The sequence below is a fragment of the Serratia bockelmannii genome (assembly GCF_051803255.1).
Taxonomy (GTDB): domain Bacteria; phylum Pseudomonadota; class Gammaproteobacteria; order Enterobacterales; family Enterobacteriaceae; genus Serratia; species Serratia bockelmannii.
Window position 1 is genome coordinate 2,907,481 of the sequence record NZ_CP196512.1, and the last position, 13,299, is coordinate 2,920,779.

Annotated in this window: 15 protein-coding genes; 6 read left to right on the plus strand and 9 right to left on the minus strand. The window is 59.4% G+C overall.

What is annotated here, in order from left to right; translation table 11 throughout:
• Window positions 1–39: 39 nt before the first annotated feature.
• The 4 genes from murJ to rimJ all read right to left on the minus strand — a co-directional run bounded on the left by murJ (window position 40) and on the right by rimJ (window position 3,836).
• Window positions 40–1,575, minus strand: a complete 1,536-nt coding sequence (gene murJ, locus ACSJLU_RS13880) for a murein biosynthesis integral membrane protein MurJ (RefSeq protein ID WP_043143599.1) — start codon at window positions 1,573–1,575, stop codon at window positions 40–42.
• A 106-nt stretch (window positions 1,576–1,681) separates the two neighbouring features.
• Window positions 1,682–2,602 carry a Gfo/Idh/MocA family protein gene (locus ACSJLU_RS13885; protein WP_060447818.1) on the minus strand — a complete coding sequence of 307 codons (921 nt, stop codon included), beginning with the start codon at window positions 2,600–2,602 and terminating at the stop codon, window positions 1,682–1,684.
• Window positions 2,595–3,242, minus strand: a complete 648-nt coding sequence (locus ACSJLU_RS13890; RefSeq protein ID WP_099817157.1) for a YceH family protein — start codon at window positions 3,240–3,242, stop codon at window positions 2,595–2,597. Before ACSJLU_RS13890 ends, ACSJLU_RS13885 begins: the two co-directional genes overlap by 8 nt.
• 9 nt (window positions 3,243–3,251) lie before the next feature.
• Window positions 3,252–3,836, minus strand: coding sequence for a ribosomal protein S5-alanine N-acetyltransferase (gene rimJ, locus ACSJLU_RS13895; RefSeq protein ID WP_025303142.1), 585 nt, complete (start codon window positions 3,834–3,836; stop codon window positions 3,252–3,254).
• 345 nt (window positions 3,837–4,181) lie between these two features.
• On the opposite strand from rimJ, the gene mdtH reads away from it, so the two are divergent.
• The 5 genes from mdtH (at window position 4,182) to ACSJLU_RS13920 (ending at window position 8,875) form a co-directional block, all read left to right on the plus strand.
• A complete protein-coding gene (gene mdtH, locus ACSJLU_RS13900) occupies window positions 4,182–5,387 on the plus strand; it encodes a multidrug efflux MFS transporter MdtH (protein WP_025303143.1) in 1,206 nt (401 codons plus the stop codon).
• 73 nt (window positions 5,388–5,460) lie between these two features.
• The gene (locus tag ACSJLU_RS13905) at window positions 5,461–5,709 is read left to right on the plus strand and encodes a hypothetical protein (RefSeq protein ID WP_025303144.1); all 249 of its coding nucleotides are present in this window, start codon (window positions 5,461–5,463) and stop codon (window positions 5,707–5,709) included.
• A gap of 127 nt (window positions 5,710–5,836) precedes the next feature.
• Window positions 5,837–6,484 carry a glutaredoxin 2 gene (gene grxB / locus ACSJLU_RS13910; protein WP_049295784.1) on the plus strand — a complete coding sequence of 216 codons (648 nt, stop codon included), beginning with the start codon at window positions 5,837–5,839 and terminating at the stop codon, window positions 6,482–6,484.
• Window positions 6,485–6,518: 34 nt separating this feature from the next.
• Complete coding sequence (locus ACSJLU_RS13915) at window positions 6,519–8,159, plus strand: ABC1 kinase family protein (protein ID WP_141998269.1); 1,641 nt, start codon at window positions 6,519–6,521, stop codon at window positions 8,157–8,159.
• A 152-nt stretch (window positions 8,160–8,311) separates the two neighbouring features.
• Window positions 8,312–8,875, plus strand: a complete 564-nt coding sequence (locus tag ACSJLU_RS13920; RefSeq protein WP_025303147.1) for a lipoprotein — start codon at window positions 8,312–8,314, stop codon at window positions 8,873–8,875.
• 56 nt (window positions 8,876–8,931) lie between these two features.
• Here the strand turns inward: ACSJLU_RS13920 and yebF are convergent, their stop codons facing one another.
• From yebF to cspE, 5 genes are all read right to left on the minus strand, one after another.
• Window positions 8,932–9,291 carry a protein YebF gene (gene yebF / locus ACSJLU_RS13925; RefSeq protein WP_334671046.1) on the minus strand — a complete coding sequence of 120 codons (360 nt, stop codon included), beginning with the start codon at window positions 9,289–9,291 and terminating at the stop codon, window positions 8,932–8,934.
• 70 nt (window positions 9,292–9,361) lie between these two features.
• On the minus strand, window positions 9,362–9,670 hold the full coding sequence (gene yqfB / locus ACSJLU_RS13930) for a N(4)-acetylcytidine aminohydrolase (protein WP_004927562.1): 309 nt from the start codon (window positions 9,668–9,670) through the stop codon (window positions 9,362–9,364).
• 39 nt (window positions 9,671–9,709) lie between these two features.
• Window positions 9,710–10,033: a YebG family protein gene (locus ACSJLU_RS13935; protein WP_025303149.1), complete on the minus strand. Its 324-nt coding sequence runs from the start codon at window positions 10,031–10,033 to the stop codon at window positions 9,710–9,712.
• A gap of 88 nt (window positions 10,034–10,121) precedes the next feature.
• Window positions 10,122–11,504 carry an ATP-dependent RNA helicase DbpA gene (dbpA, locus tag ACSJLU_RS13940; RefSeq protein WP_043143580.1) on the minus strand — a complete coding sequence of 461 codons (1,383 nt, stop codon included), beginning with the start codon at window positions 11,502–11,504 and terminating at the stop codon, window positions 10,122–10,124.
• Between the two features lie 147 nt (window positions 11,505–11,651).
• Window positions 11,652–11,861 carry a transcription antiterminator/RNA stability regulator CspE gene (gene cspE, locus ACSJLU_RS13945; RefSeq protein ID WP_004927572.1) on the minus strand — a complete coding sequence of 70 codons (210 nt, stop codon included), beginning with the start codon at window positions 11,859–11,861 and terminating at the stop codon, window positions 11,652–11,654.
• 246 nt (window positions 11,862–12,107) lie between these two features.
• On the opposite strand from cspE, the gene purT reads away from it, so the two are divergent.
• Window positions 12,108–13,286, plus strand: a complete 1,179-nt coding sequence (gene purT, locus ACSJLU_RS13950; RefSeq protein ID WP_060433260.1) for a formate-dependent phosphoribosylglycinamide formyltransferase — start codon at window positions 12,108–12,110, stop codon at window positions 13,284–13,286.
• Window positions 13,287–13,299 lie beyond the last annotated feature (13 nt).

Genomic DNA, 13,299 nt, shown 5'->3' on the forward strand with positions numbered 1-13,299 from the left:
AGGTCGCCAAGGCGACCTTTTTTTATTCTTGCATTCGGCTCAGGCGACGCGGCGCGCAAAATCACGCGGGCGGAAACCCAACCCGGCCAGCACGCCGAAGTAGGCCACCACGCCGGCCACGACCACCGCCGCCAAGCGCAGCAAACGCTCCAGCATATTGCCCTGATCCCAGGCCGGCATCAGCCACATCACACCAATCAGCACCGCCGACATCACCAGCACGGCGATCACCAGCTTGGTGAGGAACAGTGCCCAACCCGGCTGTGGCTGGAAGATCTTCTGCTTGCGCAGCTGCCAATACAACAACGTGGCGTTCAGGCAGGCCGCCAAACCGATCGACAGCGCCAGACCGGCATGCTTAAGCGGACCAATAAACGCCAGGTTCATCACCTGTGTCATGATGAGCGTGATGATGGCGATCTTGACCGGCGTTTTAATGTCCTGCCGCGAATAGAAGCCTGGCGCCAACACTTTAACCACGATCAGCCCCATCAGCCCTACCGAGTACGCCACCAACGCGCGTTGCGTCATCGCTGCGTCAAAGGCGCTGAACTTGCCGTACTGGAATAACGAGACGGTCAACGGCTTGGCCAAAATACCCAGCGCGATGGCGCTCGGCAACGCCAGCAGGAAGCACAGGCGCAGCCCCCAATCCATCAGGCGCGAATACTCGTCGTGGTTGCCGCTTGAGAAGCTTTTGGCCAGCGACGGCAGCAGGATGGTGCCCAACGCCACGCCCAACACGCCGGACGGAAACTCCATCAGGCGGTCAGCGTAGTACATCCAGGACACCGAGCCGGACACCAGGAACGAAGCGAAAATGGTGTTGATGATCAGCGAGATTTGGCTGACCGACACCCCGAGGATCGCCGGCCCCATCTGGCGCATCACGCGCCAGACCCCGGCATCACCCAGTTTGAGGCGCGGCAATACCAGCATGCCGATCTTGCGCAGGTGCGGCAGCTGATAACCCAGCTGCAGCACGCCGCCCACCACCACCGCCCAGGCCAGCGCCAGCACCGGCGGGTGGAAATACGGGGCGGCGAACAGCGCGAAGCCGATCATGCTGACGTTAAGCAACGTGGGGGCAAAGGCCGGGATCGAGAAGCGGTTCCAGGTATTGAGAATAGCCCCCACCAGCGACGCCAGTGAGATCAACAAAATGTAGGGGAACGTGATGCGCAGCAGCGCCGAGGTCAACGCAAATTTGTCGGGCGTGTCGGTAAAGCCCGGCGCAGTAATGTAGATCACCCAGGGCGCGGCCAGCATCCCCAACACCGTCACCACCGCCAGCACCAGCGTCAACAGCCCGGAGACATAGGCGATAAAGGTGCGCGTCGCTTCTTCACCCTGCTGGCTCTTGTATTCGGCCAGGATCGGCACGAAGGCCTGCGAAAACGCGCCTTCGGCAAAGATACGGCGCAGCAGATTAGGGAGTTTGAACGCCACGAAGAAGGCGTCCGTTGCCATGCCGGCCCCGAACACGCGCGCGACGATCGCATCGCGGGCAAAGCCCAACACCCGCGAAAACATCGTCATCGAGCTGACGGCAGCCAAGGATTTGAGTAGGTTCATGTGGTTGTCTGATAGGTACCGTAAATATCAACGCCTGCAACAGCAGGCGTCAGTGAAACAATCGGCTCAGTTTACGCATCCGGAAAAGAATAGCTACCGCCATATGTTACATAGAGTTATCCCGCAGCAAACGCTCGACCACCCGCTGGGCGACCAGCGCCTGTTCGCCGCCGGTTTCCGGCGCGCTCTGGTTGGCGACGGCATCAAGGAAATGCCGTACCGCCCCGTCGAAGCCGCGTTGCACCAGCGTGCTTTGCCAACCCGGCACCGGCTGTTCCAACTCACCCTGTACATCTTCACGCAGCCAGTGGCGCATATCGGTCAACTGATACAGCGCGCCGTCGGTCACCGCCTGCACGCTTTCGCGCTGGCTGCCGCCGCGGCGATGCATACTGGTCGTCACCTGCGTGTCGCCGCAGGCGAAGTGGTGCTCGGCGTACAGCATTTCGCCTGCGGCGTTGGCCCGTAAGCTGCCGCTCAACAGTTGCTCGCGTCCGCCCGCCAGCCACAGCGCCGTGTCTACCACGTGCAGGTAATCATCCAATAGGGTAAAACGCAGATCGTGCGGGCCGACGCTGTCCGCCCGATGTTTATCCATACGGATAGAGGCCGGCTGGTTCATTTCCAGCTTGAGCTGCCGGTAAAGCGGCGCGAAACGGCGGTTAAACCCCACCATCAGCGTTTTGCCTCGCCGCTCGGCCAACTCGAGCAGCTGCTCGCCCTGCTCCAGCGTTTCCGCCAGCGGCTTATCGACGTAAACGTGCACGCCGCGGTTTAGCAGCTCGCCAATGACCGAAAAATGGCTGGCGGTGCTGCTGTGGACAAATACGGCGTCGCACTGTTCGGCCAGGCTGTCCAGCCGGGAGAAACAGGCCATGCGGTAGCTGTCGCACAGCGGCTGCGCTTTTTGCTGATTGGGCGAAAAACCGCCCACCAGCGTCCAATCCGCCGCTTGGCCGAGGATTGGCAGGTAAGCCTTCTGCGCGATACTGCCCAATCCCACCACGCCTACTCGTAATTTAGTCATTCGCATCCCTCGCCAACAGGTGTTGCAGCTGCCGTTTCAGCTCCGCCACTTCGTTTTCCAATGCGCTGACCCTGGCGCTCAGTTCGCTGTCTTCCTCGAATTCGAACGCCGCCGGCGGCGCTTCATCAATCTGGCCGCTGAACAGATGCATGAACCGGCTTTCGCGCTTGCCCGGCTCACGAGCCAGGCGCACCACGAACGGGCCATCTTCCCGCGTGGCCAGCTGTTGCAGCACCTGCTCGACCTCGCTGACATCGCTGAACTCGTGCATCCGATTGGTGCGGGTGCGCAGCTCGCCCGGTGTTTGCGCACCGCGCAGCAACAAAGTGGCGATCACCGCCAGTTCGGCGGGTGAAAGTTTCAGCTGGCCAAACTCGGAATTGCAAAACCGCTGCTCGTATTTCACTACCCGATTGCCGAATCCGCTGAGGGTGCGCAGGAAATGTTTGCGCAGCAACAGATCGAGGAGTTGCTGCACCTCACTCTCGCTCAGATCCATCACCGGCTCGCGGTTGGTCTTTTGGTTACAGGCCAGGGTAATGGCGTTAAGCGAAAGCGGGTATTGGTCCGGCGTCGTCACCTGTTTTTCCAACAGGCAGCCGATGACCCGGGCCTCTTTGGCGTTCAATTCATATTTCATCGTTTGGCCTCAACGTGGGGGGAGCCACTCTTTATTGGTGTATGCCGTCAAAACGTGGTCTTGCCACTGGCCATCGATCAGCAGGTAATCCTTGGCGTAACCTTCGCGTTCAAATCCCAGACGCGTCAGCAATGCGCCGCTGCGCTGGTTGTGCGGCATATAGTTGGCCATGATGCGGTGCATGCGCTGTTGGCGCAGCATATAGCGGATGGCGGACTGCAAGGCTTCGAACATCAGCCCTTGCCCCTGCCATTTCTCCCCCAGCGAATAGCCGAGGAAACAGGCGTGAAACGAACCGCGCAACACGTTACTGAAGTTCGCCACACCGCGGACTTCCTGCTCTTCCGGATCGAGCAGGATAAAATAGTAGGCGCTGCCCTGCTTTTGCATTTCAGCGATCATCCCCAGGCGCGCCTGCCAGCCGGACGGATAACAGTGGCTTTCATCGCGCACCGGCTCCCAGGGTTTGAGAAAGGTCCGGTTCTCGGCATAATAGTCCGCCAGACGATAGGCGTCCCGTTCATGCACTAAACGGACCACCATCCGGTCGGTAGTAAGACGTACTTTTGGCGATGCAGAGCGGTAGCCGAACATCATTTCCCCCGCAGTCAAAACGGTTCGATAAGAAGTATTTATTGGGAAGCCGCATGGTTAATTATCCGGCGCCGATCTAATGCCATGACTTTATTTAGCCAATAGCGCCTCAGAACCGCACTTCCCTGCATTCAATATAACCGTAGCCCGCCCCCGAGGTAAAATCCCGGTCGCTCAGTAAATCGCCGAACACACGTTTTACGGCGTTTTTCCGCCCATTTTGCAGTGCAGGTAACACCTTGACGATAAAAAAATATTATCTACTCCGCCCCTGTCGCCGCCCGGCAATTGGGTAGAGAATGGTGGGGTTGCCTTCCCCTCTCTCTTAATTGCTCATGGTGATGCATGTCTCTGGTGTCGCAAGCGCGCAGCTTGGGTAAATATTTTCTGTTGCTCGACAACCTGCTGGTGGTTTTAGGCTTCTTTGTCGTGTTCCCGCTTATTTCGATCCGCTTTGTCGATCAATTAGGGTGGGCGGCGCTGATCGTCGGCATCGCGCTGGGTTTGCGTCAGCTGCTGCAACAAGGGCTCGGCATCTTTGGCGGCGCCATCGCCGATCGCTTCGGCGCCAAGCCGATGATCGTCACCGGCATGCTGCTGCGCGCCGCCGGTTTCGCTACCATGGCGATGGCGGATGAGCCTTGGATCCTGTGGTTCTCCTGCGCGCTGTCCGCCCTCGGCGGCACGTTATTCGATCCGCCGCGCACCGCTTTGGTAATCAAGTTGACCCGCCCGCATGAACGCGGCCGTTTTTTCTCGCTGCTGATGATGCAGGACAGCGCGGGGGCGGTGGTCGGCGCGCTGATCGGCAGTTGGCTGCTGCAGTACGATTTCCACTTTGTCTGCTGGGTTGGGGCGGCGATCTTCGTGCTCGCCGCTGGCTGGAACGCTTGGCTACTGCCGGCTTACCGCATCTCTACCGTGCGTATACCGATGAAGGAAGGCATGTTGCGGGTACTGCGCGATCGCCGCTTCCTCACCTATGTCCTGACGCTGACCGGTTACTATATGCTGGCGGTACAGGTGATGCTGATGCTGCCGATCGTGGTCAACGAAATCGCCGGTTCACCGGCGGCAGTAAAATGGATGTATGCGATTGAAGCGGCGCTGTCATTATCGCTGCTCTATCCGTTGGCGCGTTGGGGAGAAAAACACTTCCGGCTTGAGCAGCGCCTGATGGCGGGCCTGTTGCTAATGACGCTCAGCCTGTTGCCGATTGGCCTCGCCACCAGCCTGCAGGGGGTGTTCACACTGATCTGCTGCTTCTATCTGGGATCGATTATCGCCGAGCCGGCGCGCGAAACGCTAAGCGCTTCGCTGGCGGATCCGCGTGCACGCGGCAGCTATATGGGCTTCAGTCGCCTTGGCCTGGCGCTGGGTGGCGCGTTGGGTTACACCGGCGGCGGCTGGATGTACGATACCGGACGCACGATGAACATGCCGGAACTGCCCTGGTTGCTGCTTGGGGCAGTAGGCTTCGCTACGCTGCTGGCGCTGTACTGGCAGTTCAGCCCACGACGCAGCGCCCCGATGATGCTGCGCGGCGGATAACGCCATAGAAATCCGGCCGAATCGGCAACAGCTGCTATCCTGTTAGTAAAAACACCCACAGGAGCCCGTCGGCATGAGCGAAGAAGCAAAATTACCGCAACTACTCGAACATATGATACTGAACTTGCGCATGATTTATGCGCGTTCCACCCTGGTGGAAAAAGCACTGGCCCACATCCTCGCCGGCGACGCCGGCCTGAAGGACGATATTATCAAGCAGCTGCAGGTCGTCACCGCCGCCAACGAACGTGACAGAATCGACCTCGAAGAAGCTCGCATTCACCTGATCGATGTGCTCAACTCGGTACCGGCCAAGAAATAACGCCCTCTAGCCCGTGCCGGTGCGCGGGCAATATCGCAATAACGCACCATCCAACACACGCACGTCAAGACAGCCTCGATAAGCTGTGGTAACTATTGCTGTTAAAACCTGACAACCCGGAGCAAGCATGAAACTGTTCATTTACGATCATTGCCCATTCTGCGTTAAAGCCCGCATGATTTTCGGCCTGAAACGTTTGCCGATTCGCCTGGTCACGTTGCTCAACGACGATGAGACGACCCCGTTCAACCTGATCGGCAAAAAAATGGTGCCGATTCTGATTAAAGACAACGGTGAAGCGATGCCGGAAAGCCTGGATATCGTACGCTATGTCGATGGGTTGGACGGCAAGCCGGTCCTGACCGGCCGCACCAACCCGGCTATCGCCGAATGGCTGCAGCGGGTCGGCGGTTACAGCGCAAAATTGCTGCTGCCGCGTATTGCGCACGCCGATTTCGAAGAGTTTGCCACCGCCAGTGCGCGCCAGTACTTTATCGATAAAAAACAGGCGTCAATCGGAGATTTCGCCGAACATCTCGCCAACAGCGCCGATCTGATCGCTCAGTTGGAGGCCGATCTGCAAACCCTGTCACCCCTGATCGTCTCCGCTGACGCGGTGAACGGCGAGCTGTCCGAGGACGACATTCATCTGTTCCCGCTGCTACGTTCGTTGTCGATCGTCGCCGGGGTTGCGCTGCCGGATAACGTGGAAGCCTACCGCAACCGCATGGCGCAGCGCAGCGAGGTGCCGTTGCTACTGGATATGGAACAATAACGTTCGAGAGTCACAAAAAGGACATGGCGTACTGATGTTGAAAATGGTGCTCGCCACCGCTCGCGATCGGGCGCGGCTGAAGGAAATTACCTCCGTTCTGATTCGTTATGGTCTGCAAGACGTTCTGCGCTTGCTGGGCCTGGGGGCATTGCTGCGCGGTGTCCGCGGCGAGCCCGCCCTGCAGGACGCACAGACCCTGCCTGAACGGCTGCGGGAGGCGCTCGAGGCGCTGGGCCCCACCTTCGTCAAATTCGGTCAGATCCTGGCCACGCGTTCTGACCTCCTGGATCCGGCCTGGACCGACGAACTGGATCGCCTGCACAGCCAAGCGGCGGTATTGCCATGGGAGACACTGGCGCCGCAGCTCGTTGCCGATCTGGGGGGCGAGCCCGAGCACCTGTTTGCCGAGTTCGATCGCACGCCGCTGGCGGCAGCGTCGATGGCGCAAATTTACCGCGCCCGCTTGCACAGTGGCGAACAGGTGGTGGTGAAAGTGCTGCGGCCCGGCCTGGCGAAAACCATCCACGCCGATCTGCGGCTGCTGGCCTCGCTGGCGGAAACCGTGGAGCAGCAGAGCCCCACGCTGGCACGCTATCGGCCGCGGCAGATGGTCCGAGCGCTGGCGACGGCGCTCAATCACGAGCTGGATTTGACTCACGAAGGGCATAACTGCGATCGCGTCGCCAAGATGTTTGCACGAGAACCCGACGTGGTCGTGCCGAAAATCTATTGGCAATGGTCGTCTCCGCGTCTGTTAGTGCAGGAATACTTGCCCGGTACCGCGCCGGAGAACCCTCAGCAATTGGCGGCGGCAGGCTTTGACGGCCCGCTGCTGGCACAACGCGGCGCCCGCGCCTTTATGAGCATGGTGCTGGAGCATCGGCTGTATCACGCCGATCCCCACCCCGGCAACGTCATGGCGCTGAGCGGCGACCGCGTCGGCTTTATCGACTTCGGCATGGTGGGCCAGCTGTCCGAGCGGCGGCGCAACCAGTTACTTTTGCTGCTGCAAGCCATCGCCGATCGTCAATCAGAAGGCATCGTCAACACGCTGATCGCTTGGTCGGACAGCGAGCCATTGGACCTGATGGATCTGGAGTTGGCGGCGCAAAACTTTCTCGACAAACAGGCCGCCGCCACCCTGACGCTGGGTAAAGCCTTGACCGACCTGCTGGTGATGGCGCGTGAACACCAGCTGGCGCTGCCGCCCGATCTGGTGCTGCTGTTCAAGGCGTTAATCACCGCCGACGGCGTACTGCACCGATTGGATCCGGCCTTCGACATCGTCGCCACGCTCAAGCCGATGCTGCAACAAACGGTGCTGCAGCGCTATGCCCCCGACGCCGTGCGCCAGCGGTTGTTGGCCCTGGGCGGGGAAGCGCTCGACGCCGGAGAGGAGCTGCCGCAAACCCTGCGGTTGTTGGTACGTCGCCTGAAGCGGGGGCAGCTCAATGCCGAGATCAACGTCAAGAACCTCGGCCAATTGAGCAAAGCGCTGGAACGCGCCGCCGTCACGCTGGCTATCGCCATCGTCACCGCCGCTTTTGCTCTGGGCCTGGCGCCTTATCTGATGCATTCTTCGCTGCGGCTGTGGGGCATCCCGCTGTTCCCGCTGTTGGGGAGCGCGGCCTGCGTGGCCGGCGTAATTCTCTTGGCGCTACGATTGCGGCGCTGATGCTTTCGGCGTTATCCGATAGGTCTCACCCGCTTTTGCGCGCACTATCCTTTGCACATCGCCGCCTGTCGTTTTCACGCGCAGGCGGAACGTTTATAATGATTAATCAATTATCTGCAGCACTTTTCGCCAGCAGTCGCAATGAGGCATTAATGAAGAAGATCCTGATGGGCGCAGCCGCCCTGCTGTTCGCCGGCGTATTGGCCGGTTGCAATCAACTGACCCAGTACACCCTGAGCGAGCAGGAAGTGAATGATTACCTGCAGAAACACAACGACTATCAGAAGCAGATCGGCGTGCCCGGCTTGGTGGACGCCAATATCGTGCTGACTCAGCTGCAAAGCCAAATCGGCCGCAGCGAACCGGGTAAAGTTACCCTTTCCGGCGACGCCAAGGTCAATATCACGTCGATTCTCGGCCCGCAGACCGCGGATCTGAAGCTGACGCTGAAGGCGCAGCCGGTTTACGACCGGGCGCAGGGCGCCATTTTCCTGAAGGACATGGAGCTGACTGATTACAGCGTGCAGCCGGAAAAAATGCAGACGGTAATGAAAGCGCTGACGCCGTATCTGAACCAGTCACTGAAGTCTTACTTCGACCAAAAGCCAGCTTATGTGCTAAATCCTGACAACAGCAAAACCGAAGCGCTGGCCAAAAAACTGGCGAAGGGGTTGGAAGTGAAGCCGGGTGAGTTGGTGATCCCGTTCAGCGACTGACCTCGTCTTGATGCATCAAGCCCGCCACCAGGCGGGCTTTTTATTGCAAAACAGTATTACTGCGGCGCGCTGTAGGCGATTTCGCCGGTGTTGCAGTTGAGCGTCACGTTGTAGGTTTTATCTGCCTTGGTACCACGCACCGTCAACGGCACCTGCCATACCTGATCCTTGCCGCTGATGGCATCCGGGCTAACCCAGGCAATCGGCGTTGCGGTACCCAGCAGCTTTTTGTCCGACTCCCAGCGCGTAATGCGGTTCTGCAAGAAGTCGCGCTTGACCTGGGCGGCGATATCCGCCGGCTGCAGGCCTGCACACTGCCCCACCTTGGCAGTGCGTTGCTCGTGATCCTGCGCCCACACCGCAGTTGATGCTCCCATCATGGCCAACAAGGCGATAGCCAAACCCATTTTTTTCATATGTCCTCCCGTTGTGATTAGCGCTATCCGGGCGCCCATCCCTGGCTCACAACAGGGTTTCGGCAAAGAGTTACCGTTTGACGAACTCGATGACAAACAGCGCATCCAGGCCCGGATAGATTTCCTTGATCACCTGCTTCAGTTCGCCGAGCGACATGTTTTCCTGCTGTGCGTGGCGTTCGGTCAGCGCATCCAGGCGCACCGGCGTTACCGACAGCACTTCGATAAAACAGAAAAAGACGCCGTCTTCATTGCGGCTTACGCGCAATACCTCGCCCGGTTCGAAGTGCGACTCACTGGCATCCCGAATGGTGATGGTTTTACGCCCGGCCAGAATGTCTTGCTCAAAGCGGCTGAAGAAAGTTATTTCACGGCTCATTTTAGATCCTTTTTCATCACAACACCGCAACATAAGTCATTATGCTGCTTGCTTTTCTGACGCAGATCCCTCTTTTGGGTTAGATGTCGCTTTTTTCGCTTTGCTTTCCGCCGGTTTTTTGAGGGTTTCCGCCGGCGAAGCGCCACGCAAAATCAGACCCAGCGCGTCCTTATTCTCCGCCAGGAAGAAGCTCAAGCCTTCGCGCTGTTCGTCATCCAGAGTCAGCGGTGCCTGCTGCAGCCACTCCCCGAGATTGTCCGCCAGATCCAGCATTTTGTCGTAGGCGTCGGCTTCTTTCTTGCTCGCGAAAGTCATTTTTTCCTCACCGTTTCTCACCACCACATATTTAACTTCAACCGCCATGCGTGCGTCCTCAAAAACTCAAATTACTGTAATTATGTACAGTATAAATAGATCATGGCGGGAAGGCAAACCGCCGCCCGCCTTCGGCTTATTTCAGCAGCCGCACCTTGCAGCTTTTGCCTTTGATTTTGCCCTGCTGCAACTGTTGCAGCGCCTTGCGCGCGCTGGCTTTGCGGATTGCGACATAGGCATGCACTGGGAACATGTCAATCTTGCCCACTTCCGCCGCCGTCAGCCCGGCATCACCGGTCAGCGCCCCGAGAATATCGCCGGGACGGATCTTCGCCTTGCGGCCGCCGTCGATGCACAGCGTCACCATCTCCGCCTCCAGCGAGCCGTTGGCCGCCCCGCTCAGCTCGGACACCGGCGACCAGTCGACGCTCATCTGCAGATAGTCTTCAATCGCGTGCGCACGCGCCATTTCCTGCGGCGTGCACAGGCTGATCGCCAACCCGCTCATGCCGGCGCGGCCGGTACGGCCAATACGGTGCACATGCACTTCGGGATCGAACGCCAGTTCGTAGTTGACCACCAGCTCCAGCTCTTTAATATCCAGCCCGCGTGCGGCAACGTCGGTCGCCACCAATACTCGGCAACTGCGGTTGGCGAAACGCACCAACACCTGGTCGCGGTCGCGCTGTTCCAGATCGCCATGCAGCGCCAGCGCGCTGATGCCGCGGGCCTCCAGGGCCTCAAGCACCGTCTGACAATCGCGTTTGGTATTGCAGAACACCACGCAGGACGCGGGTTGATGATAGCGAATAGCCGACACCAGGAGCGCCGGGCGCTGATCGCGCGTAGTCTCATAAAAGCGTTGTTCGATGGAGGCCTGCGCTTCTCCATCGTCCACCTCGACGCTCAGCGGCTGGCGTTGAACGCGCGCGCTGATGCGCTCGATGCCTGCCGGGTACGTGGCGGAAAACAGCAGCGTCTGACGTTGCGGCGGCGTATAGCTGATCACATCGTCGATGTCGTCGGCGAACCCCATGTCCAGCATGCGATCGGCCTCATCCAGCACCAGCACCTTCAGCTCGTCCAGCTGCAGCGTTTTCTTGCGCAGGTGTTCCTGGATACGGCCCGGCGTCCCCACCACGATGTGCGGCGCATGCACTAGCGAATCGAGCTGCGGCCCCATCGGCTGACCGCCGCACAGCGTCAGGATCTTGATGTTTTGCGTGAAACGCGCCAGGCGGCGCAGCTCTTTGCTCACCTGATCGGCCAGCTCGCGGGTGGGACAGAGCACCAGCGCCTGCGTGGCGACCTGACCGACGACGATACTGTTCAGCAGACCAATGCCGAAGGCCGCCGTTTTACCGCTGCCGGTTTTCGCCTTGGCGCGCACGTCCCGCCCTTGCAGGATGGCGGGCAACGCGGCGGCCTGTACCGGCGTCATTTCGGCGTACCCCAGTTCGTTGAGGTTGGCCAACTGTTCGGCTGGCAGCGGCAGGGAAGAAAAAGAAACTGTGCTCACGGCGATAACTCTTATATGACGAATGGAATGGCGGCGCGCCCGCAGGTTGGCGCCGAATCAGGGGTAAATGATAACAGAGATGGGCGGCGTTACGGGGTGCGGGCATAAAAAAACCCGCCGGCGGCGGGTTTCTTGGCAACGCAGTCGTTAAATCGCAACGACGTTGGCTGCGGCTGGGCCACGTTGGCTGTCCTGGATGGAGAATTCAACCTGCTGGCCTTCAGCCAGGGTTTTGAACCCATCGCTAACGATAGCGGAAAAATGAACGAAAACGTCTTTAGAACCGTCGGCAGGCGTGATGAAGCCGAAACCTTTGCTTTCGTTGAACCATTTAACGTGACCAGTGATCTTGCTCATTTGTGTTTCCTTTACTTGATAAACCTGCCTTAACGGCACGAGACGCGAAAACCCTGTGATATGTAGGCCTTCTTTCGCCGTCGGTTATTAACGCATAATCGCTCATGCAGGGCAAATATTTCTGTTTGTTATAAAAACAGTCAGTTAGCAACAAACCTGGCGCAGCGGCTGTGAACGCAATCGTTTTCGTATATACTGCCCGCCGATCATCAATCCGCTTACTTTCACCGATCCAGGTACGACACTATGTTAACGATTGGAACCGCCCTGCGCCCTTCCGCCACCCGCGTTATGTTGCTCGGCTCCGGGGAGCTGGGTAAAGAAGTCGCCATTGAATGCCAGCGCCTCGGTCTGGAAGTGATCGCCGTCGATCGCTATCCCGACGCCCCCGCCATGCATATGGCGCACCGCAGCCACGTCATCAATATGCTGGATGGTGACGCGCTGAAAGCCGTTATCGAACAAGAGCGGCCTGACTATATCGTTCCCGAAATCGAAGCGATCGCCACTGCCATGCTGGTCGAGCTTGAACGCCAGGGCCACCGCGTGGTGCCCTGTGCCGAAGCCACCCGCCTGACGATGAACCGTGAAGGCATCCGCCGTCTGGCGGCGGAAGAGCTCGCTCTGCCCACCTCAAGCTACCGCTTTGCCGACAGTGAAATCGCCTTCCGGCAGGCGGTCGAACACATCGGCTACCCGTGCATCGTCAAACCGGTGATGAGCTCCTCCGGCAAAGGCCAAAGCCTGATCCGCACGCCCGAACAGCTGCAAAGCGCCTGGGATTACGCCCAACAGGGTGGTCGTGCCGGTGGTGGCCGGGTGATCGTCGAAGGGCTGGTAAGATTTGATTTTGAAATTACGCTGCTGACCATCAGCGCCGTGGACGGCGTGCATTTCTGCGAGCCGATCGGGCACCGTCAGGAAGACGGAGATTATCGCGAATCCTGGCAGCCTCAGCGTATGTCGGCTACGGCGCTGAGCCGTGCTCAGGCTATCGCGGAGAAGGTGGTGAAGGCCCTGGGTGGCTTCGGCCTGTTCGGCGTGGAGCTGTTCGTCTGCGGCGACGACGTGATCTTCAGCGAAGTGTCGCCACGCCCGCACGATACCGGCATGGTCACAATGATTTCACAGGATCTGTCTGAGTTCGCCCTGCACGTGCGCGCGTTTCTCGGTTTGCCGATCGGCGCTATCCGCCAGTTCGGCCCTTCCGCTTCGGCGGTGATCCTGCCACAGCTCACCAGCACCGATGTGCGCTTCAGCGGATTGGAAAACGCGCTGCGCGGGCACAACCAGCTGCGTCTGTTCGGCAAGCCGGAAATCGCCGGCCAGCGCCGCCTGGGCGTAGCGCTGGCGACGGCGGACACCACGGAACAGGCGGTGGAACAAGCGAAACAGGCCGCCACCGCAGTGGTGGTCAACGGTTGACACTCACGGGGCC

Excerpts from the sequence above, each read along its gene's own strand:
- murJ (WP_043143599.1), bottom strand. The coding sequence starts at position 1,575 with ATGAACCTACTCAAATCCTTGGCTGCCGTCAGCTCGATGACGATGTTT.
- ACSJLU_RS13885 (WP_060447818.1), bottom strand. The coding sequence starts at position 2,602 with ATGACTAAATTACGAGTAGGCGTGGTGGGATTGGGCAGTATCGCGCAG.
- ACSJLU_RS13890 (WP_099817157.1), bottom strand. The coding sequence starts at position 3,242 with ATGAAATATGAATTGAACGCCAAAGAGGCCCGGGTCATCGGCTGCCTG.
- rimJ (WP_025303142.1), bottom strand. The coding sequence starts at position 3,836 with ATGTTCGGCTACCGCTCTGCATCGCCAAAAGTACGTCTTACTACCGAC.
- mdtH (WP_025303143.1), top strand. The coding sequence starts at position 4,182 with ATGTCTCTGGTGTCGCAAGCGCGCAGCTTGGGTAAATATTTTCTGTTG.
- ACSJLU_RS13905 (WP_025303144.1), top strand. The coding sequence starts at position 5,461 with ATGAGCGAAGAAGCAAAATTACCGCAACTACTCGAACATATGATACTG.
- grxB (WP_049295784.1), top strand. The coding sequence starts at position 5,837 with ATGAAACTGTTCATTTACGATCATTGCCCATTCTGCGTTAAAGCCCGC.
- ACSJLU_RS13915 (WP_141998269.1), top strand. The coding sequence starts at position 6,519 with ATGTTGAAAATGGTGCTCGCCACCGCTCGCGATCGGGCGCGGCTGAAG.
- ACSJLU_RS13920 (WP_025303147.1), top strand. The coding sequence starts at position 8,312 with ATGAAGAAGATCCTGATGGGCGCAGCCGCCCTGCTGTTCGCCGGCGTA.
- yebF (WP_334671046.1), bottom strand. The coding sequence starts at position 9,291 with ATGAAAAAAATGGGTTTGGCTATCGCCTTGTTGGCCATGATGGGAGCA.
- yqfB (WP_004927562.1), bottom strand. The coding sequence starts at position 9,670 with ATGAGCCGTGAAATAACTTTCTTCAGCCGCTTTGAGCAAGACATTCTG.
- ACSJLU_RS13935 (WP_025303149.1), bottom strand. The coding sequence starts at position 10,033 with ATGGCGGTTGAAGTTAAATATGTGGTGGTGAGAAACGGTGAGGAAAAA.
- cspE (WP_004927572.1), bottom strand. The coding sequence starts at position 11,861 with ATGAGCAAGATCACTGGTCACGTTAAATGGTTCAACGAAAGCAAAGGT.
- purT (WP_060433260.1), top strand. The coding sequence starts at position 12,108 with ATGTTAACGATTGGAACCGCCCTGCGCCCTTCCGCCACCCGCGTTATG.